General features: G+C 42.7%; 16 protein-coding genes and 2 pseudogenes. 14 read left to right on the top strand and 4 right to left on the bottom strand.

The genetic code is table 11. The annotated features are described in order from the left end of the window. The first annotated feature begins 125 nt into the window (after window positions 1-125). From pheT to KDN43_RS00365, 3 genes are all read left to right on the top strand, one after another. Window positions 126-2,588, top strand: coding sequence for a phenylalanine--tRNA ligase subunit beta (pheT, locus tag KDN43_RS00375; RefSeq protein WP_238867725.1), 2,463 nt, complete (start codon window positions 126-128; stop codon window positions 2,586-2,588). A 57-nt stretch (window positions 2,589-2,645) separates the two neighbouring features. After that, window positions 2,646-3,380, top strand: a complete 735-nt coding sequence (locus KDN43_RS00370) for a YebC/PmpR family DNA-binding transcriptional regulator (RefSeq protein WP_238867724.1) — start codon at window positions 2,646-2,648, stop codon at window positions 3,378-3,380. 343 nt (window positions 3,381-3,723) lie between these two features. Continuing rightward, window positions 3,724-5,517, top strand: a complete 1,794-nt coding sequence (locus tag KDN43_RS00365) for a glycoside hydrolase family 15 protein (protein WP_238867723.1) — start codon at window positions 3,724-3,726, stop codon at window positions 5,515-5,517. 68 nt (window positions 5,518-5,585) lie between these two features. On the opposite strand, the gene KDN43_RS00360 is transcribed toward KDN43_RS00365, so the two are convergent. Together KDN43_RS00360 and KDN43_RS00355 are read right to left on the bottom strand one after the other, a co-directional pair. Continuing rightward, entirely contained in the window at window positions 5,586-6,689 is a 1,104-nt protein-coding gene (locus KDN43_RS00360) for a mechanosensitive ion channel family protein (protein ID WP_238867722.1), read from the bottom strand. Window positions 6,690-6,701: 12 nt separating this feature from the next. Continuing rightward, a complete protein-coding gene (locus KDN43_RS00355) occupies window positions 6,702-8,870 on the bottom strand; it encodes a bifunctional alpha,alpha-trehalose-phosphate synthase (UDP-forming)/trehalose-phosphatase (protein ID WP_238867721.1) in 2,169 nt (722 codons plus the stop codon). Between the two features lie 302 nt (window positions 8,871-9,172). On the opposite strand from KDN43_RS00355, the gene nifJ reads away from it, so the two are divergent. The 10 genes and pseudogenes from nifJ to KDN43_RS00305 all read left to right on the top strand — a co-directional run bounded on the left by nifJ (window position 9,173) and on the right by KDN43_RS00305 (window position 22,315). Then, window positions 9,173-12,757 carry a pyruvate:ferredoxin (flavodoxin) oxidoreductase gene (gene nifJ, locus KDN43_RS00350; protein WP_238867720.1) on the top strand — a complete coding sequence of 1,195 codons (3,585 nt, stop codon included), beginning with the start codon at window positions 9,173-9,175 and terminating at the stop codon, window positions 12,755-12,757. 138 nt (window positions 12,758-12,895) lie between these two features. Next, on the top strand, window positions 12,896-13,324 hold the full coding sequence (gene aroQ, locus KDN43_RS00345) for a type II 3-dehydroquinate dehydratase (protein ID WP_238867719.1): 429 nt from the start codon (window positions 12,896-12,898) through the stop codon (window positions 13,322-13,324). A gap of 43 nt (window positions 13,325-13,367) precedes the next feature. Beyond that, window positions 13,368-14,840, top strand: a complete 1,473-nt coding sequence (pyk, locus tag KDN43_RS00340; protein WP_238867718.1) for a pyruvate kinase — start codon at window positions 13,368-13,370, stop codon at window positions 14,838-14,840. A gap of 46 nt (window positions 14,841-14,886) precedes the next feature. After that, window positions 14,887-15,522: an O-methyltransferase gene (locus KDN43_RS00335; protein ID WP_238867717.1), complete on the top strand. Its 636-nt coding sequence runs from the start codon at window positions 14,887-14,889 to the stop codon at window positions 15,520-15,522. A gap of 6 nt (window positions 15,523-15,528) precedes the next feature. Continuing rightward, on the top strand, window positions 15,529-15,867 hold the full coding sequence (gene rbfA / locus KDN43_RS00330; RefSeq protein WP_238867716.1) for a 30S ribosome-binding factor RbfA: 339 nt from the start codon (window positions 15,529-15,531) through the stop codon (window positions 15,865-15,867). A 14-nt stretch (window positions 15,868-15,881) separates the two neighbouring features. Further along, the gene (locus tag KDN43_RS00325; RefSeq protein WP_238867715.1) at window positions 15,882-17,114 is read left to right on the top strand and encodes an FtsX-like permease family protein; all 1,233 of its coding nucleotides are present in this window, start codon (window positions 15,882-15,884) and stop codon (window positions 17,112-17,114) included. A gap of 13 nt (window positions 17,115-17,127) precedes the next feature. After that, window positions 17,128-18,447, top strand: coding sequence for a UDP-glucose dehydrogenase family protein (locus KDN43_RS00320; RefSeq protein ID WP_238867714.1), 1,320 nt, complete (start codon window positions 17,128-17,130; stop codon window positions 18,445-18,447). A 49-nt stretch (window positions 18,448-18,496) separates the two neighbouring features. Continuing rightward, a pseudogene (locus KDN43_RS00315) lies at window positions 18,497-18,668 on the top strand (IS1595 family transposase); the annotation flags it as partial. Window positions 18,669-18,863: 195 nt separating this feature from the next. Then, a complete protein-coding gene (locus KDN43_RS00310; RefSeq protein ID WP_238867713.1) occupies window positions 18,864-21,314 on the top strand; it encodes a TonB-dependent receptor in 2,451 nt (816 codons plus the stop codon). Between the two features lie 5 nt (window positions 21,315-21,319). Continuing rightward, a complete protein-coding gene (locus KDN43_RS00305) occupies window positions 21,320-22,315 on the top strand; it encodes a DUF4249 domain-containing protein (protein ID WP_238867712.1) in 996 nt (331 codons plus the stop codon). A gap of 160 nt (window positions 22,316-22,475) precedes the next feature. Here the strand turns inward: KDN43_RS00305 and KDN43_RS00300 are convergent, their stop codons facing one another. Together KDN43_RS00300 and KDN43_RS00295 are read right to left on the bottom strand one after the other, a co-directional pair. Next, window positions 22,476-23,093: an outer membrane beta-barrel protein gene (locus KDN43_RS00300; RefSeq protein ID WP_238867711.1), complete on the bottom strand. Its 618-nt coding sequence runs from the start codon at window positions 23,091-23,093 to the stop codon at window positions 22,476-22,478. A gap of 78 nt (window positions 23,094-23,171) precedes the next feature. After that, a complete protein-coding gene (locus KDN43_RS00295; protein ID WP_238867710.1) occupies window positions 23,172-24,161 on the bottom strand; it encodes a hypothetical protein in 990 nt (329 codons plus the stop codon). 570 nt (window positions 24,162-24,731) lie between these two features. Between KDN43_RS00295 and KDN43_RS00290 the strand changes: the two are divergent. After that, window positions 24,732-24,905, top strand: a pseudogene (locus tag KDN43_RS00290) (IS1595 family transposase); the annotation flags it as partial. Window positions 24,906-25,029: the final 124 nt, after the last annotated feature.

Raw genomic sequence — 25,029 nt, 5'->3', positions numbered from 1 at the left:
CAATCTATGTATTCTCACCATTTTTTTGTAATTTTGAGGCTTTATTTAAAAACAAATTTAATATTTTGACAGAAAAAGAATTAGTGTAAATTCGGTCTGTCTCAATATACATCAATCTTGGCAGAATGAATATTTCGTACAACTGGCTAAAAGAGTATCTGCAATTCGATTTATCACCACAGGAGACCGCCGATGCGCTCACATCCATTGGCCTGGAAACCGGAAGCGTGGAAGAGATTCAAACCATAAAGGGCGGATTGGAAGGATTGGTTATAGGTAAGGTACTTACCTCTGTTCACCATCCAAATTCTGACCATCTGAACCTGACAACTGTTGACATAGGCAATGGCGGAGAACCACTGAGGATTGTTTGTGGTGCACCCAACGTGGCAGCAGGTCAAAAAGTGGTTGTTGCTACAGTAGGTACTAAGCTTTATTTCGACGAAGATGAGATCACAATAAAACGCACCAAAATACGCGGAGAAGAATCATTCGGGATGATTTGTGCCGAAGATGAAATAGGGATAGGCACATCACATGACGGAATTATTGTCTTGCCAGACGAAGTTTTGGAGGGTACACCAGCCAGTGAGTATTACAACGTTAAAAGCGATTACGTGCTGGAGATAGATATCACTCCCAACCGCGTTGATGCAGCATCGCATTTTGGTGTAGCCAGAGACCTCGCTGCATGGCTCAAACATGCAGGAAAACCATACAAGCTTACAAAACCATCTGTTGAGGAATTTACCGTTGATAAAAAAGAAGGCGGCGTAGAAGTGATAGTGGAGAACAGGGAGGCCTGTCCCAGGTACTCAGGGCTGACAATACACGGTGTAACAGTGAAGGAGAGTCCGGGGTGGCTTAAGAACAAACTTCAGCTTATCGGGCTCCGTCCAATCAACAATATTGTGGATATCACCAACTTTGTAATGTATGAGACGGGGCACCCAATGCATGCTTTCGATGTGTCATACATAAAAGGTAATGAGGTGGTGGTACGCACTTTGCCCGAAAAAACCAGATTTGTAACACTTGACGGACAGGAACATGAACTGAATGAAAAAGACCTTATGATCTGTAATGCTGAAGAGGGTATGTGTATTGCCGGGGTTTTCGGGGGGCTTGTTTCAGGTGTAACAGAGGAGACAAAAGATATTTTTCTGGAGTCTGCCTGTTTCCACCCCACATGGGTGAGGAAAACGGCCCGCCGCCACGGACTTAACACTGATTCTTCGTTCCGATTTGAAAGGGGTACCGATCCCAACAATACTGTGTATGTGTTGAAACGTGCAGCAATGCTTGTAAAGGAGCTGGCTGGTGGCGAGATTGAAGGTGAGATAAGAGATATCTATCCTGACCCTGTGGAAAAGCCACGGGTGGTATTGCCATACAAAAAAATATATTCCCTTACAGGAAAAGAGATTCCCGAAGAGACCATAAAAAAAATTCTTCACAGCCTGGAGATTGAAATTGAAGATGAAACGGAGATTGAACTCACGCTGCGTATTCCTACTTACAGGGTTGATGTTACACGAGATGTGGATGTGATTGAAGATATTCTCCGTATTTACGGATATAATAACGTGGAGATAAGCGATTCGCTGCAATCGAGCTTATCGAACCAGACACCTGCTGACCGCAAGCATAAGTTGCAGACACTATTATCCGAACAGCTTTCGGCTAACGGTTTCAATGAGATAATGAACAATTCGCTCACAAAGAAAAACTATTACGAAAAGCTTGAGAGCTTTCCGGCAAACAACTGTGTAGCGCTGCTGAACCCACTTAGTAACGATCTGGGCGTAATGCGGCAGACACTTCTTTTTGGGGGACTTGAAAGCATCGCCTATAACCGTAACCGTAAATATGGCGATATACGTTTTTACGAATTCGGCAACTGCTATTTCTTTGATAAAACAAAAAAGAGAGAAGGCGAAATACTCGCAGAGTATTCCGAGGAGACACATCTGGGATTATGGATTTGCGGCATGCGCAACCATAAAAACTGGGCTGCGGCCGAAGAACGGAGTTCTGTTTTTGAACTGAAGGCGCATCTTGAAAATATTTTGAAGCGACTGGGGGTCAATTTAAATAAGGTGCAGTATGAACCGCTGCAGAACGATATTTTCTCCACTGGAATGGGCATAAAGACGAAGAAACAACAAATTGGCAGCTTTGGAATTGTTTCGCCGGCTATTTTGAAAACGTTTGATATAGAGACCGGTCTGTTTTTTGCGGAGATGAACTGGGATATGCTGATAAAAGAGACAGAAAAACAGTCGGTAAGTTTTTCGGAGATTCCCAGATTTCCAGCTGTAAGCAGGGATCTTGCACTGTTGATCGATAAAAACATAACCTTTGCCCAGATACGACAGATAGCTCTTGACTCAGAGAAAAAGCTGCTGAAACAGGTTTCACTTTTCGATGTATACGAAGGTAAAAACCTGCCTGAGGGCAAAAAGTCTTATGCGGTGAACTTTCTGCTACAAGACAAAGAAAAGACGCTCAACGACAAACAGATTGATTCGGTGATGCAGAAGATCCGGCAGAATCTTGAAAAAGAGCTGGGCGCACAACTAAGGTAACCGATTAATTTGTTACCGGTTATAACATGTATCAAAAAACAAGCCAAATTATATATTATGGGAAGAGCATTTGAATATCGCAAAGCACGAAAATTTAAACGCTGGGGAAACATGGCCCGCGTTTTCACAAAGCTGGGGAAAGAGATTACCATAGCCACTAAGTCGGGAGGCCCCGATCCAGCCACAAATCCACGTTTGAGGGTACTTATACAGCAGGCAAAAAAAGAGAATATGCCGAAAGAAAATGTGGAACGAGCAATAAAGAAAGCGACAGACAAAGAAGCATCAGACTACAAAGAGGTTGTTTATGAAGGATATGGGCCTCACGGAATTGCAATAGTAGTGGAAACCGCCACAGACAACCCTACGCGCACCGTGGCAAATGTCAGGAGTTATTTCAACAAGCATGGCGGATCGCTAGGTATTACCGGTAGCCTTGAATTTATGTTCGATCATAAATGTGTGTTCAAAATTGCGGAGAAAGAAGGTGTCGCTCTTGAGGATCTTGAGCTGGAGCTAATAGACTACGGTGTTGATGAAGTGGAAGTTGACGAAGAAGATATCATCCTGTATGGTGACTTTAAATCTTATGCCGAAATTCAGTCATACCTCGAAGAGAATGGCTTTGAGATCCACTCTGCCGAGTTTGAGCGCATACCGCACGATACAAAAATCCTCGATGAAGAACAACGGGGGCAGATTGAAAAATTACTCGAAAAATTTGAAGAGGATGAGGACGTGCAAAATGTTTTCCACAACATGGAAGAGAGCGGTGAAGGTGAAGAGGAGTAAACCGGCAAAGAAATATTATGTTTGTACCGTCAATTTTTGAAATCTAAATTCTATGAAACTAATACTTTTTTCGTAATCTTACCGTTATTGCTTTGCTTTTTTTCTTTTTCTGGGCTGTAATTCTTATATTTGTTTATACACACAAGAAGAACTGTAGATTTCGATGCAGGCGTCACAGGAAGAAGCGTCATCTGATTGATAACTGATTCAAAATACCAGTCAGAATAGATGTCTTGTTGTTGCTCTGAAAAGAGGATCGTTAATAACGGTCTCCTTGGATAATTGGCCTGTACTAATTGTATTTTATAGTGGCATTGCAGGGAATCTATAAGATTGATTTTATATGAAGAACTTAGATTACGGGATAATAGGGAATTGCCGTACCGCAGCATTGGTTTCTAAAGGGGGGAGCATCGATTGGTTGTGTTTGCCCGATTTCGACTCTCCTTCCATTTTTGCAAAGTTGCTTGATAAAGAAAAGGGTGGCAGCTTCCATTTCGAGGTTTCGGATGAGTACTCAATAAGGCAAGAGTATCACGGCAACACCAATATTCTCCTTACAAGGTTTGAGTCGCCGGAAAACGGATTCATAGTTTTTGACTATATGCCCCGCTACAGAACATCTGAACTGCGTCATTACATGCCGCCTGAGATTCACAGGTATATTCGCGTAATAAAGGGAAAACCTGTGGTAAGGGTAATTTACGACCCGAAAATCAATTATGCCCGCGAGGAGGTGAAGCACGAAATTTCAGGGAACTACATCAAGACCTATTCTGCAGAAGACTCTGAAGATAAGATATACCTTTATTCCAGCATGGATTTCGAAAAAGTGCTCAACCGAGAGGAGATAGAGCTTACGGAACACCATTTTTTCCTGTTGTCATATAACCAGAAGCTTATTACGGTAGATACCAACCGTATCCTCCTGGAATATGAGCGTACGAAAGTTTATTGGTTTAATTTTGTGAATCGTTCCAGAGATTATCTGCAATATGATGCGATGATTAAGCGCAGCCTACTGGTATTAAAGCTTTTATCATATCAGAGCTCGGGAGCAATGCTGGCTGCAGTAACCACAAGCCTGCCGGAGAGCATCGGTGAAACACGGAACTGGGATTACCGGTTTTGCTGGCTCCGCGATGCATCCATGTCTATAGATACCTTGCTCTTTATGAAGCAGAAGACCGCGGCGGAGCGTTTTATCGGCTTTGTGAAGCATATTATGAAGTCACGTGAAGAGAAAATTCAGATCATGTATGGCATTCGGGGCGAAAGAGAGCTGACTGAGGAGACACTGGATCATTTGAGTGGTTATGAAAACTCCCGCCCGGTACGTATTGGAAATGCCGCTTATTATCAGGAACAGAACGACTCTATAGGCTATCTGCTAGATGTGATATATAAATACTACCTCTATTTCCCGGGTACTCTTGATGAAGTGGAAGAGATATGGGAGATAATAAAGAACCTTGTCCGGTCGGTAATGGCCTCCTGGCGCAAGCCGGACAGAAGTATTTGGGAGTTCCGTACCAGGGAGAAACATTTTGTGTTTTCAAAAGTGATGAGCTGGGTGGCTTTAGATAGAGCTTCTCTTATTGCCAACCTTCTGCAGAGAGACAGCTATGCTGCGAAATGGCGCCACGAGGCCGATCTGATTAAGTCCGAAGTACATGAAAAAGGGTGGAACCAAGAACTGCAATGTTTCACCCAGGCTTATGATAACACCGATTACGACTCATCTTTACTCCTGATGCAGTTCTACGATTTTATTGAACCAGGAAACGAACGTTACGTGAAAACAGTAAAGGCAATCAAGGAGAACCTCTATCACGAGGGGCTGATGTACCGCTATAAGTCTGAGGATGATTTCGGACTGCCTTCCTCCTCTTTCACCATATGCACCTTTTGGCTGATAGAAGCACTTTTTATGATTGGTGAAAAGAAAGAGGCACGTGCAATTTTTGAGAAAATGATATCATACTCCAATCATGTGGGGCTCTACAGTGAAGATCTGGATTTTAAGACCAAGCGGCAGCTGGGTAATTTTCCACAGGCTTATTCCCACCTGGCATTTATCAATACGGCAGTGCTATTTTCCGAAGAAAAACAGCTTTCCAAATTTATCCGTCCCTAAAACCTGTGGCAGGAGGATGGATGGCAGGGTTACCGGGGGAGAGTTTGTGTTTCTGCAAACCTCTTTCTTTACTGATTGCCCTGTTTCCTCCGGATGTTTGTGTTCGGTAGGGCAGTCCCGAAAGTGTTGATCTTCGCAAATGAGCCGGGATAGTTTGTATTGATAAAGTCAATCAGCTTCTCCCGTACCGAGACCCGCAGGTCCCAGTTGCGGGAGGAGTCGGCACTGCTCACCAGCACCCGCAGTTGCTTATACCACTCCCTGCTGTCGGTCACCTGTATGTTCTGCACCCGTCCGTCCCAGTTGGGATCCCCTTGCACAATGCGGGTCAGCTCCTCGCGCAACGGTTCCAGTGGCAGGTCGTAGGAGACAGGGAGAAAGAGGGTGCCCAGTATTTGCGAGCTGCTGCGTGTCCAGTTCTGTATCGGGTTGTTGAGAAAGTAGTCGATGGGCACGATCAGCCGTCGCTCATCCCATATCTTCACCACTGCATAGGTGATATGTATCTCTTCGATGCGTCCCCACTCCCCCTCGATCACCACCACGTCATCCAGCCGTATGGGTTGGGTGAAGGCGATCTGTATGCCTGAGAAGATCTGACCGAAGCTGCGTTGTGCGGCAAAACCGATGATAATCCCTGCCACGCCGGCCGATGCCAGCAGGCTCATCCCCAGCTGGCGCACCTGCTCAATGGTCATCAGTGCGATGGCCGTGAAGATGAAAATGATGGCAATCACTGTGATGCGCTCGATCATGCTCATCTGCGTGAGCCGTTTCCTAGCTTCCAGGTTGTCGGGATTTTGGATGTCGAGCTGTTTTTGCCAGTGGTGGAAGAGCGCCCTGACCACCTGTACCACGATCCAGCCGACAGTGAGGATCAGCATGATCTGGCTGATCTTGCGCAATACACCGTAGACCTGTTTATCTTCACTGAGCAGGCCGCTGAACAGGTTGAGCAGCAGGGCGAAGATAAACCAGATGCCTGGCAGGGTGAAGAGCCGCACCATGAAATCGTCTATCCGGCTTCTGCTTTTGCGGGCTCGACTGCGCCACCGCCTGATGATTTGACGGTATACGGCTGTGAGAATGCCGAACAGTGCCAGGAACAGCAGCGCAATAAAGGGGTGTCGGAGGGGGTTCTCCGGTGAAAGAAGATGATCGATAAATGTCATTTTTCTCGGATTTTATTGGATTAGTTTGATGAGGAAAGGAATAACAGACGATTGTAGTGGGATGCGGTACTTGGCTGCCGGAGAGAAGTTGCCTACCTTAATGCTGATGCCGCTCGGTGGCAGTGCCCGGAACATATCCTCATCGGTAGTGTCATCGCCTATAGCCATTATAAAATCGTAGCTGTCCTGTTCCAGCCTGCGAACTACTTCACTCCCCTTGTTGAAATCAGGTGGCTTTACCTCAACTACTTTGTTACCAGGCACTATCTGCAGGTTCAATCTTGTACAGGGTCCCATAAGGGCGTTGATTAGCTGCTGGGCACGAAGTTCGGCAAGCCATATGTCAACATTGCGGTAGTGCCACACAAGGGCTGCATCTTTCTCCTCCATATATGATCTTGGAGTCTTTTCAATTGTGTGCCGTATGATATCAATTATCTCATCATCCCAAATCACTTTTTCAAGCAAGTTGTTGTGCCACTTTCCGTTTTCTTTATAGAACATGCCGTGTTCAGCAGCAAAATCGAGATGCGATAGCTTAAACCAGTTGTCGAGAACCCTCCTGTTTCTGCCACTGTTTATTACCACCTTGTTCTTTCTGTCGGCAGTCATCTTACTTAATAGATCTATTAGCATGGACGAAGGTTGGGCATCATCGGGGTTTTTTACGAATGGAGCGAGTGTGCCATCGTAATCTAGAAGTATTAAACGGGAAGATGCGTCATCATAAGCGCTCTTTATCTGGTTGAGTTGCCTTTTCCCTACTATCTTCTGCAAAATCTCTCTGTTCTGTGTTTTGATAGACCGCAGCTCTTTAACAAAGTCGTTTGCCCATTTTTTTACCGTCTCTGTTGAGATACGTTTTTGCATATTTTGCAGCCTGTCTATTTTCTCATTTTCAGGCATACTCAAAGCCTCCAAGATGGCCTCCTCAATCTCAACCGTGTCATTGGGATTTATTGTTATAGCATCCTGCAGCTCAATGGAGGCGCCTGCCATTTCACTGAGAATGAGTACTCCAGCCTTCTCGCGTTTGGTAGCAAGGTACTCCTTTGCTACAAGGTTCATTCCGTCGCGAAGCGGTGTAACTAGGGCAATCCCTGCAATATCATACATTGCAATAAGCTCTTCAAACGAAAAGCTGCGGTAAAAGTAGTATATGGGAGTCCAACCCAGCCTTGAGTATTTGCCGTTTATCTCACCAATAGCCTGATCTATCTTTGTCTTCAGGTCTGCATATATATCAACAGTGTCGCGGGAAGGGACCACTATCATTGTTAGTGACACCTTTTCGTGGAATTCGGGATGGTGTTGCAAGAACTTGGAAAACCCCTGAAGACGGTGCAGAATGCCCTTACTGTAATCCAGCCGGTCAACTGAAAGAATTACGGTATTGTTGCCTAACTCCTTCCTTAACATCTCCGATTTCTCCTTTACCTCAGGCAGTGTGGGTGCATTGTGGTACTGTTCATAATTTATGCCCATGGGGAAAGCATCAACGTGAACAATCCTGTCTTGCAGGTTTATTTCATCGAGGTTGCAATTCAGATCGAGTACCCGGTAAATGGCGCTGATAAAATGTCTCATGTACTCATGTGTATGGAAACCTATAAGGTCGGCGCCCAGTAAACCTTCCAGTACCTCTTCACGTTCAGGGAGAACCCTGAAAAGCTCGTATGATGGAAACGGAATATGGTGGAAGTAACCGATGCTGGCTTTTGGCTTTTCGTCTCGAATCATTTTAGGCAAAAGCATCAACTGGTAATCCTGTACCCAGATTATATCATCTTTTTCGATGAATGGCATTACCTCGCTACAGAACAGAGCATTCACTTCGCGATATGTCTCCCAGTACTCCCCTCTGTATTCAATAAACGAGAAAAAGTAATGACACAGCGGCCATATTGTGCCGTTGCTGTAACCTTCATAATAGTTTTCTATTTGTTCGGAAGATAAAAAAACAGGATGGAAGTTTAGTTCATGCAATTTTTCCCTTATCTCCAGCTTCTCATTTTCATCTTCAGTATGAATCCCAGGCCAGCCAACCCAGTATAATTCCGACTCTGTCTCAAGTGAACCGAGGCCGGTAGCCAAACCTCCCTCACTTCTGGTAATACAGAATTCTTTCTCTTTTCTCTCAATTTTAACCGGTAGTCTGTTGGCAATGATTATTATTTTCATTTATTATTTTTTTATGGACATTCCTTTTTAAGTGAAATAAACACTGTATTCAATTTTATAATTGATATGTTTAAAAGGAACTGTCTGCTGACGTAACATATACCTATAACGTCATAATCAAATGAAAGATTAGTGTTTAATATATTTTCACAATTGCTGTTTTGCCAAATTTGATGTTAGTGAACAAAAAGAGGTTATCGTTTGTAGCTTCCACTTTTTTGTAGTAATTTCGTGGTCTCAAAGAGTCTGTACAGGGAATTTCTTAACTAAAATTTCAAATTTTTAGCAATCATATAATTATTATGGCAAAACAAAAAAACTATTTAACCTGCGACGGTAATCAGGCAGCAGCGCACATCGCCTATATGTTTAGCGAGGTGGCCGCTATCTACCCGATCACACCATCATCAACGATGGCTGAATATGTGGATGAGTGGGCGGCTGCAGGAAGAAAGAACATCTTCGGACAACCTGTACTGGTGCAGGAGATGCAGTCGGAAGCCGGTGCTGCCGGTGCCATGCACGGCTCGCTTCAGGCAGGGGCACTTACTTCAACATTTACAGCATCACAAGGATTGTTGCTGATGCTGCCCAATATGTATAAAATGGCGGGCGAATTGCTACCGGGGGTATTTCACGTGTCGGCACGGGCACTCGCATCACATGCATTGTCAATTTTTGGCGATCAACAGGACGTGATGGCTGCAAGGCCTACGGGTGTTGCCCTTTTTGCAACAGGGTCGGTACAGGAGGTAATGGATCTAGCTGCAGTAGCACATCTGGCAGCTATTGAATCCAGGGTTCCATTTATGCATTTCTTCGACGGATTCCGTACATCACACGAAATCCAGAAGATAGAGGCATTATCAAACGATGATCTGGCTCCGCTTATCAACATGGATGCATTGAAGGCTTTCCGTGACAGGGCTTTGAATCCTGACAATCCTGTTACAAGAGGAACGGCTCAGAACGATGATATCTATTTCCAGGCACGTGAAGCTTCCAACCCCTTTTATGATGCCGTTCCTGAGGTGGTTGAAAAATATCTTGAGAAACTGGCTGGCGTGACTGGCCGTAAATATGGTTTGTTCAACTATTACGGAGATCCGAAGGCCGAAAGAGTAATTATTGCTATGGGGTCGGTAACCGAAACCATACGTGAGGTTGTAGATCACCTGAATGCCAACGGTGAAAAAGTGGGAATGGTGGCTGTTCATCTCTATCGTCCTTTCAAGGCTGATGCTTTCCTGTCGGTTATTCCTGAAACGGTTAAACGGATTGGAGTACTGGATAAGACCAAAGAACCGGGTGCTCCCGGACAACCTCTCTACCTCGATGTGAAAGACAGTTTTTATGGCAAAGAGAATGCTCCTGAGATTGTTGGAGGTATTTATGGGCTCTCTTCTAAAGACACCACTCCGTCACAGATTATCTCGGTATTCGAAAACCTTTCAATGAAGCTGCCGAAAAATGATTTCACTATCGGTATCGTGGATGATGTTACATTCAAGTCACTCCCTGTTAAAGAGGAGGTGTCTATGGATGAGACAACCTACGAAGCCAAATTCTACGGGCTGGGATCAGACGGTACGGTCGGGGCCAACAAAAACTCAATAAAGATTATCGGAGATAATACAGATAAATATGTGCAGGCATATTTCGCCTACGATTCCAAAAAATCCGGTGGATTCACCTGCTCACACCTTCGATTCGGCGATAACCCAATACGTTCAACCTATCTGGTAAATACGCCCAACTTTGTAGCATGTCACGTTCCGGCATACCTGCACCTGTATGATGTGACCGCAGGACTTAAGAAAAATGGAACATTCCTGCTTAACTCACTGTGGACTAAGGAAGAGGTGCCCAATCACTTGCCTGATAATGTGAAAAAGTATTTTGCTAAAAATAACATCAGGCTATATATTATCAACGCTACTGAAATTGCTGAGGAGATTGGACTGGGCAATCGTACAAACACCATACTGCAATCTGCATTCTTTAAGATATCCAATGTAATACCTTACGACCAGGCTGTTGATCAGATGAAGAAATTCATAGTGAAGTCATACGGCCGGAAGGGTGAGGATGTGGTGAAGATGAACTACTCAGCCGTCGATCGCGGAGGCGATGTGGAAGAGGTAGAAATACCAAAAGAATGGGCCGATATTCAGGTTGTTGCAGAAACGCCGGATGATGCACCGGAATTCATCAGGAAAGTGGTGCGCACGGTAAATGCTCAGCGAGGCTACAGCCTTCCCGTATCTGCTTTCAGTGGTCGTGAAGACGGTACATGGGAACAGGGTACAACCAAATATGAAAAGCGCGGCGTTGCCGTGAATGTACCAGTTTGGAAGCCCGAATCATGTATTCAGTGTAACCAGTGTGCATATGTATGCCCGCACGCAACTATTCGCCCGTTTGTCCTGGATGAGGATGAGCAGAAAGGTTTGGACGAAGATGTGGATATTCTTAAGGCACAGGGTAAACAGTTTGCAGGAATGGGATTCCGTGTCCAGGTGGACGTGCTCGACTGTCTGGGCTGCGGCAACTGCGCTGATGTATGTCCCGGTAAAAAGGGAGAGAAAGCTCTCGAGATGGTGCCCATTTTAACGCAATATGAGAACCAGAAAAACTGGGATTATATGGTTAATAACGTTTCCAGTAAAGCACACTTGGTTGACGTTAAGCTTAACGTGAAAAACTCGCAGTTCGCGAAGCCTCTGTTTGAATTCTCAGGCGCATGCTCTGGTTGCGGTGAAACACCCTATATAAAGCTGATTACACAGCTTTACGGCGATAGAATGATGATCGCCAATGCTACCGGCTGTTCGTCTATATATGGAGCATCGGCTCCTGCTACGCCTTACACCAAAAATGAAGAAGGTAAAGGGCCGGCATGGGCAAACTCACTTTTTGAAGATAATGCAGAGTTCGGTTACGGGTTTGTGATTGCTCACACAAGTATGCGTAATCATATCCAGGACCTTATGCAGAAAGCACTACAGTCTGATGCATTCACGGATGAGCAGAAGGGTTTGTTCGGTCGGTGGATTGAATTTAAAAATGATACAGATGAATCGAAAAAAGTGTCAGAAGAGATAAAGGCATCACTGTCTGGTTCTACTGAAAAGATTGCTCTAGAGATACTCTCTCTTGAAAAGTATCTTGCCAAAAAATCCATCTGGGTGTTTGGAGGCGACGGATGGGCATACGACATAGGTTTCGGCGGACTCGACCATGTGCTGGCAAGCGGACAGGATATCAACGTGCTTGTGCTTGATACCGAGGTATATTCCAATACCGGGGGACAGTCGTCAAAGTCCACGCCCATTGCGGCAGTGGCTAAGTTTGCTGCAGCAGGAAAGCGTATCCGCAAGAAAGATCTCGGCATGATTGCAACTACTTACGGATATGTATATGTAGCGCAGGTAGCTATGGGAGCCAACCAGTCGCAAACACTGAAAGCTTTTAAAGAGGCAGAGTCGTACAACGGCCCTTCAATCGTTATTGCCTATTCACCCTGTATCAGTCATGGGTTGAGAAGGGGTATGGGATTTTCTCAGGCCGAACAGAAAGCTGCTGTTGAATGTGGTTACTGGCATCTGTGGCGATATGATCCCCGTCTGGAAAAAGAGGGTAAGAACCCGTTCCAGCTCGACAGCAAGGAGCCTGACTGGAGCAAATTCAAAGACTTCCTTATGGGCGAAGTGCGATATACGCAGTTGACAAAATCTTTCCCACAGCAAGCAGGAGAGTTGTTCGATGCCGCAAAAGAAAATGCACAGTGGCGCTATCGCTCTTATAAACGTATGGCTGCAGCATCTTTCGCAGATACTACCGCAGGAAGTGAAGCGGAAGAAGAACCGGCAGGTGGAGAAAATTAAAAATCAATTGTTTTTATATTTTTTTTGAGGGTGCCACATTATGTGGTACCCTCTCTTCATTGATCCACAAAGAGGTTTCATCTCTCTATATGGTAAAATAAATAGTTGTATCTTTGTTTTTCAAAACATAGTGATCGTATGAAGATTCAAATCATTAACGGGCCAAATCTCAATCTGCTTGGGTCCCGTGAACCCAGTATATATGGCAACAAAACGTTTGACGACTTCCTCAGCGAACTGGAAGAAGAGTATCCTGAGATAGAAATTGACTATTTCCAGTCGAATATCGAAGGCGAAATTATCGATAAGATACATGAGGCAGGCTTTGTTTGCCAAGGTATTATTCTTAATGCAGGAGGCTATACACACACATCGGTGGCAATACGTGATGCTATAAAATCGGTTGTTGCGCCGGTGGTTGAAGTGCATATCTCCAATGTTTATGCACGGGAGGAGTTCCGCCACCATTCAATGCTTTCGCCCGTTTGTTTAGGGGTGATTGCCGGATTTGGAACCGATTCTTACCGGTTGGCTGTTGATGCAATTATTTTGGCAAACAATAAATAGATATAAACGTTAAATAATACATACTAAGCTTACGGCCAAAAATATGCATAAACATACTAAAATTATAGCTACCATATCCGATAAAAGGTGCGATGTGGCTTTCCTGGAACAACTATTCAAAGCCGGAATGAATGTGGTTCGGCTTAACTCGGCTCATCTTGACGAAGATGGTTTTTTAAAGATTATCCGAAACGTAAGGGAAGTATCTGAGCGGATTGCTATATTGGTCGACACAAAAGGGCCTGAGATAAGGACTACGGTGGCTGAAAATCCAATCAAACTAAAAACTGGCGATAAAATAAAAATAGTTGGAAATTCCGCCGGTGTATCTACTAACGATTCTATCTGTATAACATATAATAATATAGCCGGAGAAATGCGGGAGGGCGATGATATACTGATTGATGACGGTGAAATAGACCTTCAAGTTCTTGAGGTGAAAACCGATCATCTCCTCTGTCGAGTGATGAATGACGGTATCATCGGCAGCCGTAAAAGCGTAAATATCCCGGGTGTGAGAATTAACCTGCCGGCCATTACTGATAGGGACAGGAAATTTATTGCACTGGCAGAGAAGCACGAGGTGGACTTTATTGCACACTCTTTTGTCAGAAACAGGGAGGATGTGCTGGCAGTGCAGGATATACTTGATGAGCTGAAGAGCCCTATCAAGATCATAGCCAAGATAGAGAATCAGGAGGGTGTGGATAACGCCGACGAGATATTGGAGGTTGCCTATGGTATCATGGTGGCTCGCGGCGATCTGGGTATAGAGGTGGCACAGGAGAAGATTCCAGGCATTCAGCGTGTACTTATCAGACAAGCTATTCACCACAAGAAGCCGGTGATAGTAGCAACGCAGATGTTGCACTCTATGATTGATCACCCGCGTCCCACACGTGCCGAGATAACAGATATAGCAAACGCCATATACTATCGTACCGATGCAGTGATGCTCAGCGGAGAGACCGCTTACGGGAAATATCCTGTTGAAGCTGTCAGTACTATGGCGAAAACGGCATATGAAGCGGAGTTGACAAAACTGGAGGAAAACGATATACGTGTCCCATACAATACTGATGACGACCGTGAAGTGACTGAATTCCTGGCAAAACAGGCAGTGAAATCTTCAGCTCGGCTTAATGTTAAAGCTATTGTAACTGACAGCCATACTGGCAGAACAGCCAGAGTGCTGGCCGCCTTCCGTGGAAGAAGTCCCATCTATGCCATTGCCACAAGTAAAAGGCTTGCACGTGAGCTGGCACTGTCATATGGCATTTGGGCAGAGTACCAGCAGGGTAAAGGAGACGGTAATACCAAAGAGAGCCGTAGAGCCTATTTTACTGATGCTATCCGTAAGCTGATAGATAAGAAAATGATAGAATCAAAAGACCGGGTTGCTTACCTGGGAGGTAGTTTCGGCGAAACAGGCGGTACAACATATCTTGAGATAAGCGAGGCTTGGAAAATTCTGGAAGCGAAAGAGAAATATATTTTGCCTGACTATACAATGTGATGATTCTATTGTGCAATGAACGTCAACATAAAGACAAAGGGTTACAATGAATAACAAGTTAGAGGAATATATTCTATCCCATATAGATGCAGAACCGGACCTGCTTAAAAATATCGACCGCGACACGCATGTGAAGATGCTGCAGACGAATATGAACGCCGGGCATTTGCAGGGGAGGCTATTGAAAATGATTACTCAGATGATCCAGCCGCAGCGGATCCTCGAAATCGGGACCTTTGTCGGGTACTCGGCATTGTGCTTTGCCGAGGGGCTTGGTGAGATAGGTGAACTGCATACCATCGAAATAGATGACGAACTGGAGGACTATATCCGTCAGAATTTTGCACTTTCAGAGCACGGTCACAAGATAAAGCTCTACATTGGCGATGCCATGGTGATAATTCCCGGCTTCGAAGATGAAAGCTTCGATATGGCTTTTATTGATGCTGATAAGAAACTATATTGGGACTATTTTGAGGCAATTGTTCCAAAAATCAGAAAGGGTGGTTTTATCCTTGCTGATAACACGCTATGGTACGGTAAAGTGGTGGAAAAAGTGAAAAGCAACGATTGGTCGACCAAAGGTGTTTTGAACTTTAATGAAAGGCTTTCATCAGACCAGAGAGTAGAGAAAGTGATTTTGCCTGTCCGCGACGGGCTAACACTCATAAGAAAAAAATAGAAGAATATGGACTCAAACAGACAACAGAAGGTAAATCGACTTATACAGAAAGAACTCAGTGAAATATTTTTAGTCGAAACCAGGAAGATGAACGGCGTATTGATCTCGGTGACAACCGTTCGCGTATCGCCCGATTTGGGGCTAGCACATATCTATTTAAGTGTTTTCCCGTCAGAAAGGGCTAAGGAACTGGTTACAAATATCGGTGATAATGTGAAATCTGTCCGCTATGAATTAGGTAAGCGTTTGAGAAATCAGCTTCGGGTCATTCCTGAACTGATGTTTCATGTGGACGATTCACTCGATTATATAGAGAATATCGATAGATTGTTGAAAGACCTGTAAAAAAACTATCTCCGTTGAACATATCATTTTACATAGCACGCAGGTATCTCTTTTCCAAGAAGTCGCATAACGCCATCAACGTTATTTCCTTTATATCGGTGTGCGGTATTGCCATAGCCACTATGGCTATGGTATGTGTGCTCTCGGTTTTCAACGGTTTTGGAGGAATAGTGGAGGGTATGTTCAACGCATTTGATCCCGATCTGAAGATCACTGTAAAGGAGGGAAAGGTTTTTGACTGGCATACAACTAAGTTTAGTAAAGCCCTTGAAATAAAAGGGGTGAGGACAGTATCAGAGTCTCTGGAAGAGAATGCGCTTTTTGTTTTCGAAGGGCGGCAAGTGCCCGTACTTGTGAAAGGGGTTTCGGAAGACTTTAAACTGATGGCCGGCATGGAGAAACTCATAGTGGACGGCTCATTTAAGCTTCGTGAGGATGTGGTGGATTACGCTACGTTGGGAGCTGGGCTGGCTGTGACGTTAGGTGCCCGCCCTGGTTTTATCAACCCCATAGAGATCTATTCTCCAAAGCGCAATGTAAGGGTGAATCTGGCAAATCCTACTGCAGCATTCACCTCCGGGTATGCGCAGATAGGCGGCGTTTTCAGCCTTAACTCACCGGAATATGATGAACAGATGGCCATCATTCCTATTGAGCTTGCACGAACCCTTTTCGACTACGAAAACGAGGTGACATCACTCGAAGTGAATCTTCTTCCCAACACCCAGGTGAAAAGAATAAAGCGGGAGATAGAACATATACTGGGAGATGACTTTCTTGTTGAGGATCGATTTGAGCAACAGAAAGAGTCGTACAGAATGCTGCAAATAGAGAAATGGGTAACATTCCTTATTCTGGCATTTATCTTGCTCATAGCTGTGTTTAACGTGGTAGGCTCTTTGTCTATGCTTATCGTAGAGAAACTCGAAGATATCAGAAGCCTCAGGAATATGGGGGCCTCCGACAGGATGATTTCCCGCATCTTTTTGTATGAAGGGTGGCTCATTACTTTTATCGGGATTGTTGCAGGTATTGTGACTGGTTTGATTTTATGCCTGTTGCAACAGCACTTCGGCCTGCTGCGACTGAGTGATATACCCGGTGCTTACATTATAGATGCCTATCCTGTGATTGTACAACCTGCCGATATATTGGTTGTTTTTACTGTTGTAGGTGCTATAGGATTGCTGACAGTGCTTTATCCGGTAAACAGCTTGAAAGATAAACTCAATTCAAATTCAAATTAAAAAAATCATTTATATGAAGATAGCCATTGTAGGAACAGGTTATGTGGGGCTGGTCTCTGGAGCTTGTTTTGCAGAGATGGGTGTTGATGTTACTTGTGTAGATATTGACAGTGCAAAGATTGAAGGGCTTAAAAAGGGATCTATACCCATCTACGAGCCAGGATTGAGAAGTATTGTAATACGAAATTACGAGGCCGAGCGACTTCATTTCACTACCGATCTTCCTTCGGTGCTGAACGATATGCAGATTGTTTTTATTGCCGTAGGTACTCCCTCAGATGAAGACGGGAATGCCGACCTTTCATATGTGATGACTGTAGCAAACACCATTGCTGATAATATGGTTAAACCGTTGCTGATTGTCACCAAAAGTACTGTTCCCGTAGGAACTTCTCATCGTGTAAGCGATCTGGTGAGGAAGCGGCTTGATGAACGCGGGCTGAAGGATTTGAAGTTTCATGTGGCCTCCAATCCCGAATTTCTGAAAGAGGGCGCTGCTGTGAACGATTTTATGAGCCCCGACAGGGTTATCGTGGGCGTTGAGAGCGAAGAGGCGAAGGAGTTGATGACCAGGCTGTATCGACCTTTCCTGTTGAACAACTTCCGTGTTATCTTTATGGATATTCTCTCGTCGGAGATGACCAAATATGCCTCCAACGCAATGCTCGCAACACGAATCAGCTTTATGAATGATATTGCGAACCTGTGTGAACGGGTAGGGGCCGATGTGAACATGGTGCGCCGCGGTATGGGAAGCGATTCCCGCATAGGCAGAAGCTTTCTTTATCCCGGCTGTGGTTACGGGGGAAGTTGTTTTCCCAAGGATATACGCGCAATCATCAAGGTGGCAGAAGATGCGGGATATGAAATGGGTGTACTGAAAGCCGTAGAAGCGGTGAATAACAGGCAAAAAAATATTCTGTTTGAGAAGTTCAGACTTCACTACAATGGCGATATGAAGGGGAAAACTGTTGCAGTATGGGGATTATCATTCAAACCCGAAACCGATGATATGCGCGATGCTCCATCGCTCACACTCATAAGGAGCCTGATTGATGCAGGTGTGTTTGTACGTGCCTACGACCCTGCTGCTATGCAGGAGGCACGTCAATATCTTAACGAATCGGTCTATTACGCCACGGATATATACGATGCTGCCAACGGAACAGATGCGCTGATTGTGCCCACCGAATGGAAAGAGTTTCGCATGCCCAACTGGGATATACTGAAGAAAATCATGAACAACCATGTCGTGATAGACGGTAGAAACATCTACAACAGAGAGGAGCTCTCTTCCTTCGGATTTATTTACAGTGGTATAGGGCAGAAATAAGTCAACAAAAACACTAAATACCCTGGATTTTGATATAAATTACCCCGATGTGGAAGCCTGTAGAAAAAAACTCAAAGAACTAAGGGGCCAAATGGGAAGGATACAAGCGATATCAATCCATATGGAAAATGGACAATAAATTGCGCGACGTTATGGGCAAACGCGACGATGAGTACAAGCTTGAAGTGTCCAGTGAGTTGGACAACGCGTTCTTTTCCACCGTAATATCCCTTGAGGACTGAGATAAACTGTTAAAAAGCGGCCGCTGGAGTCAAAAAAGGCCAAAGGGGGGCATAGGCTATTGATAGCTGCTGTAAACTATACCCTCTATTTCAAGTCAAAAATTTTTAATAGGAACAGATGCGGATAATCATATTATGAAAAATAACTGTAAACATCAAATTCTTCCGTGTTATATGAGAATGCAAACATTCCCTTTTTTGATGCTGCTGTTTTTTATTGTATCATTTCAACTTACTGCACAACATTATACGATCAGCGGCTATGTTACAGACGGAGAAAACGGGGAGTCGCTGATTTCTTCATCCATTTTCGAAATCGGTTCGTCCAAAGGAACGGTAACGAATAATTTCGGTTACTATTCGCTAACGATTCCCGCAGGGCAAATATCGCTCAAGTATTCTTATGTAGGCTATAGTACATCGGAACAAACGTTTTATTTGCAGTCCGATACGGCGTTGAACATTCGCCTCTTCCAAGATGCTGTTTTGCAGGAGGTTACAGTTACCGGTGATTTCTCGAGAATGGGAGTCAAGAGTTCACAAATGAGTGCTATTGAAATTCCTGTCAACCAGATAAAAAATGTTCCTACCTTATTCGGTGAGAATGACCTTATCAAGGCGTTGCAACTATTGCCCGGAATACAGTCAGGGACAGAAGGCTCAGCCGGATTGTATGTACGCGGAGGTGGACCGGACGAAAACCTCCTTTTGCTGGATGGTGTCCCGATATATAATGTGAATCATATGTTCGGTTTCTTTTCAGTGTTCAATAGTGATGCTATCAAGAATTTAACCCTGTATAAGGGTAGTTTCCCGGCACGGTTTGGCGGCCGCCTCTCTTCGGTGGTAGATGTGCGTATGAAGGATGGCGACGACAGGAAGATACATGGAACAGCAAGCATTGGGCTGATCGCTTCAAAAATTCAACTGGAAGGCCCTATCATCCAGGAAAAGACGACATTAAACATGTCGTTACGACGTACCTATCTGGATATTATTGCGAAGCCTCTCATTAAAGAACTAGGTGATGATGGTGCGAATGCAGGATATTACTTTTATGATGTAAACACTAAATTAACGCATAAAATATCGGATAAGGATAAACTGTATTTAAGCGCCTATATCGGTGATGATGCCATATATAATAAAATGGATGATGGTCGCACATATGGAAATAATTTTATGACAAAGGATTACTCCAGACTGGACTGGAATTGGGGTAATGCTATTGCCGCACTCCGTTGGAGCCGTATCTTAAATAATAAATTATTTTTGAATACAACCGCTACATTTACACGTTATCGTTCTAATTTAAGTAACGTCTATGAAAGATTGACCTCAGATTTTACCGAACAGGAACATAGACAAACATCAGACGAATCACGAATGAATTATAGTTCTGGCATACAGGACTGGACGTTGAAAGCGGATTTCGATTTCACATCAAATGTGTATAACGATGTAAAATTTGGGGTTGGCTATGTGTATCATATATTCAGTCCTGATGTAAAATCGATAAAAATCGCCGATTCTCAACAATTCGATCAAAATATCGATACGATCATGGGCAGCCCGAAAGTATACGCACACGATGCCAGTGTATACATTGAAGACAATGTATCCATTGGAAAACGACTTAAGGCCAACCTTGGAATGCATTTTTCAATGTTCCATGTCCAAAACAAACACTATACTTCGTTACAGCCCCGTATCGGATTGAGCTTACTGCTCAAAGATAATTTTTCGGTAAAAGCGGGTTTCGCCTCCATGAGCCAGTATATTCATATGCTGTCGAGCAATGCGATCAACCTGCCGACAGATTTATGGGTTCCAAGTACCGGCAGCATCCAACCGATGAAGTCCTGGCAGTATGCTGCTGGAGTTTTCTATTCGATCGATAATATAGCAGACTTTTCCGTTGAAGGCTACTACAAGACGATGGATAACCTGCTTGAATACAAAGACGGAGCTTCATTTACGGGTGTGTCTACTGAGTGGGAAAAGAAGGTGAGTATGGGGCGAGGCTTTGCCTATGGCATTGAATTCCTTGCCCAGCGATCATTCGGCAATACAACCGGATGGTTGGGTTATACTTGGTCTAAATCCAACAGGATATTCAATAAGTCCGGTAATATCGTCAATAACGGAAAAATGTTTCCTTCCAAATATGACCGCAGGCACGACGTGAGTCTTACCGTCTCTCACAGGCTCTCTGAGAAAATAGACGTATCCGCTTCATGGGTATTTGCTACCGGGAACGCTGCTACTTTTGCCCTTCATCGGTATGCGCCTGCTGAGTCTCCGGCTAGTTTCCCAACTTATCTGAATTACAGTTATTATACAGAGTCGATTCCCCATGTTGAAGGACGAAACAATTTTCGTTACGGCAACTACCACCGGCTTGATCTTGGCGTGAATTTTCACAAAAAGACCAAACGTGGGAACCTGCGCACCTGGAATATCAGTATTTTCAATGCGTACAGCCGAATGAACCCGTTCTATGTGTATGTTTGGGATGAAACTACCGTAAATCCGGAAACAGGAGAACAGAAAACAATAAACCTCCTGAGGCAGTCTACTCTTTTTCCCATTATTCCTTCAGTAAGTTATTCCATTAAATTTTAAATGAAATGAAACGAAAAATATATCCATTGTTCATCGTAACAATATTTTTAATGTCCTGCGAAAAGGATATCGATTTCAAAGGAACCATATCAGACCCATTGCTGGTGCTGAATGCTACACTTACTCCAGACTCCATAGTTTCTATTCAACTTACCCAAAGCCAATTCGTTCTAGGGGAATTTAAACCGTTCCCCACTGTCAGGGATGCTGATGTCACTCTTTTCGTAAATGGTGAAATGAAAGAGAAACTTATCCACCAGTCTGATGGTATTTATATGGGTGAATATTCCCCAGTACCAAAAGATGAAATTAAAGTCGAAGTGATAGTAGATGGTTATAACCGGATATTCTCCCAAACCGTTATCCCCCATAAACCCATTATCACTGTGACTGATTCAACTGTTTCTACACGAACTGTTGTTGCCAATGAAACAGTCTACAGAACTTTAAAGTTACAATTAAAATTGAATGATATATTTAACGAAGAAAATTACTATTACATTAAAGGGGCGCGAAATTACTATTGGGAAGATAAACTTTTGTTATCATTGCCTATTTCTTTAGATCTCAGTAGTGTATTGAAAAATAATGTGATTGATGAGGACATTTTTAATGAGATTATTGGGAATGATTTGGATAAAAACAGATCAGCCAACCTTTTTTCAGATCTCTTAATTGATGGTGAAAATATTCTCTTTGATTTTCACTTATCTGACATAATAGGCTCTATTACATCTGTTAACGGCGATGAATTGGATGATGATATGAGTATAGAATATATCATAGAGATTGGAGAAATATCGGTAGAACTGTACCACTATCTAATCTCAGTCAACAAAGCATTGGTTAATGAGGATATGCCTTTTTTTGAACCATTTAGAGTGTACACGAATATTGAAAATGGTATTGGTATCTTCGGTTCCTACAATTCTTACAGGTTGAAAACTCGTTTTAAAACGAAATTCTTACCCTATGATTTATACTTTTCATACAGTTATTAGTTGAGGTATTTAAAAAATTTGTCTGATTTATTACATTAGAAAGAATCAGACAAACTTATAATAGAAAGAAATATTTTTTTTAAAACTTTGATCCAAATATTTACTCCAACATCACTAAGTTTAGTAGAAGTAAAAAAGGAGCAAACCTGTAAATAAAGAACTAAAAAACGTACCCAACTTTAAAAGCTAATGCTGTCAAATTATAAGTCTGTTCGTGAATTCGATTGTCTCTTCCCATTTTCAAATGGGAACGTTGCAAATCATATGCAAGAGAAAAAGACAAGTCATGTCTGTTTGACAATGTGTGTAAAATACCCAATGATACAGAAAAGAATGCACCGCCTTTTATTTCAGAATTGATGTCCTCTCCATTCCACGCAGAAGACTGTTCGGAGGGCCCGCTAAACTTTTTAGAAGAAATTCCATAGCCCAGTTTTACTCCGGCGTATGGAGTAATAGTGTTCCGTTTGTTTAACGAGACGTTAGCATGTAAATACACGGGAACAAAAGTCAACTTCCTCGCTTTTTCATGATATATATTTCTATGCATAAAAACGAGTCCGGTACCGACTCCTGCATTAACAACATTGTTAATACCGTATGAAGGTGAGAGATAAATTTGAAATGAATTGTAATCACCTTTATCTAACTTTATTCCATAACCTGTTTCCAAATGTAGGTTTAAGTCTTTGTTCCCCTGTGCATTTACAACGGAAGGGTAGTTAGATAATAACAATAATAACACTGATAAAACTGTTAAATAATTCTTTGTATTCATTTCCTGTATTGATAAATTATGCATCTAATTTAAATTAGTTATTTGTACAAAAGGAGTTATTTATGTAATATGAATTCATTATGCCCAACCTTGAAGCATAAAATGTTCTAAATCTACAAGGAACACATATCCATCCATGGCATCATAAGTAAAATGGACTTGTGTAATTATCCATTTACGCCATAGGTTAGGATTCACCTGATCAACAGAGAGAAAACCATATGGAACTTCGAATAGATGATTATGAGAAGAATATCCATCCTTGGTGCCAGAATGCAACAGTGTATTATAAATGCCAGCATAAATTCTAATTCGAGTTAATGCCCAATGGTTATACCAAATATTCAGTGCTCCTCTTTTTCTGAAAACCAAGTGAACTTCCCCTGTTAATGGAGAATACTGATCTTTATAACCCAGATTACGGCCTGTAACTGCTTTTATCTTTCGTTTATTCATTACATAGCTTACTCCTGGAGTTACCCGAATTGGTATCGCACCTTCAAAATCTGCTTTACGAGTTTGAGGTAATTCATCTAAATATACTACTTCAAAATCACCATCATTTAAAGTTAGATTTAGCTCTACCAATTTTTCATACGTAAAAACATCACGCATATCTCTCACTTCTCCGGCTATAATAACTTTTCCTTCTCTATTTGTAAGTTTAGCAATTGCTTCATCACTAACTGGCAAGTATGCTGAGTAGTCATCGCCATGTTCCGGATAATATAGATCAGGAAATTTCACTTTAAATTCTTCATATCCTTCAATACGATCATAATATGATTCGGCTTCTTTCATTGCCTGCACAAATTCTGCATACAAAGATTCGAAGCCACTACCGTCGGCTGAACGAGTTAAGGATGTCAAGGGTATTTGATTGTTACGTACTTTTTCAACAGCTTCCTGGAAAGCAGTTTCATTTTCGAATGAGAGAATTCCCTTGTCAAGTCCGATAATTGCTTGTTCTACATCCTGATTGGGAATTTGTATTTCTTCTAAATTATTATTGCATGAAGCAAATAAAATCCCTACTAACACTAATTCTAATAAAAATAATTTTTTCATTGTTTCTAGTATTTAATCTAATTGAGTCTGCTCCGAAAACCCCAAAACCCGATTTCAAGAGGTCGCAACTCGCTGAAAATCGATGGTGTTTTTTATGGGATTTTCAGCAAAAAAGACTTATCGGAGGGGACTCATCTAATTTAAAAATTCAACTCCTTTGGAGATGGAAATGTGCTTTATGGATTTACCTGTAATACATAACTTTACATTATGTGAATAAAAGCAGCAGAGTCATGTAGTGTTAAAGGGTAATTAGTTTGTAGTTTACTTTCCTTGAAATCCTTTCAGTATCAGAAAATGCAAGACAAATGAGAATAAAAATAGTCAACACCTCGGTTATTGGACAAATCCCACTACATTTTATAATACGTTTGAAGATAATGCCTCCGTTTTTCTACAAAATCCACCTCCTTTGATGGCGACTGTTTAATTGTTCTGATTTACTGATAAATTTAATTTGACTGATCAGCTTTTTAAATTTTGTTTTGTAACAAATATAAGATATTTTTCTTACATACTACCTATTAAGAATTAATTTACGCTTTGATAAATATAATTAACGATACATTACAGAGCATATGGAAAATTGACAATAAATTGCGCGACGTTATGGGCAAACGCGACGATGAGTACAAGCTTGAAGTGTCCAGTGAGTTGGACAACGCGTTCTTTTCCACCGTAATATCCCTTGAGGACTTAGATAAACTGTTAAAAAGCGGCCGCTGGAGTCAAAAAAAGGCCAAAGGGGGGGCATAGGCTATTGATAGCTGCTGTAAACTATACCCTCTATTTCAAGTCAAAAATTTTTAATAGGAACAGATGCGGATAATCATTAGATACAATTTAGTAATGAGTCCACTTTAAAAAG

The organism is Proteiniphilum propionicum (assembly GCF_022267555.1).
Lineage (GTDB): Bacteria > Bacteroidota > Bacteroidia > Bacteroidales > Dysgonomonadaceae > Proteiniphilum > Proteiniphilum propionicum.
The sequence above is the reverse complement of the archived record's forward strand: the minus strand, read 5'-3'. Positions and strand labels throughout refer to the sequence as shown.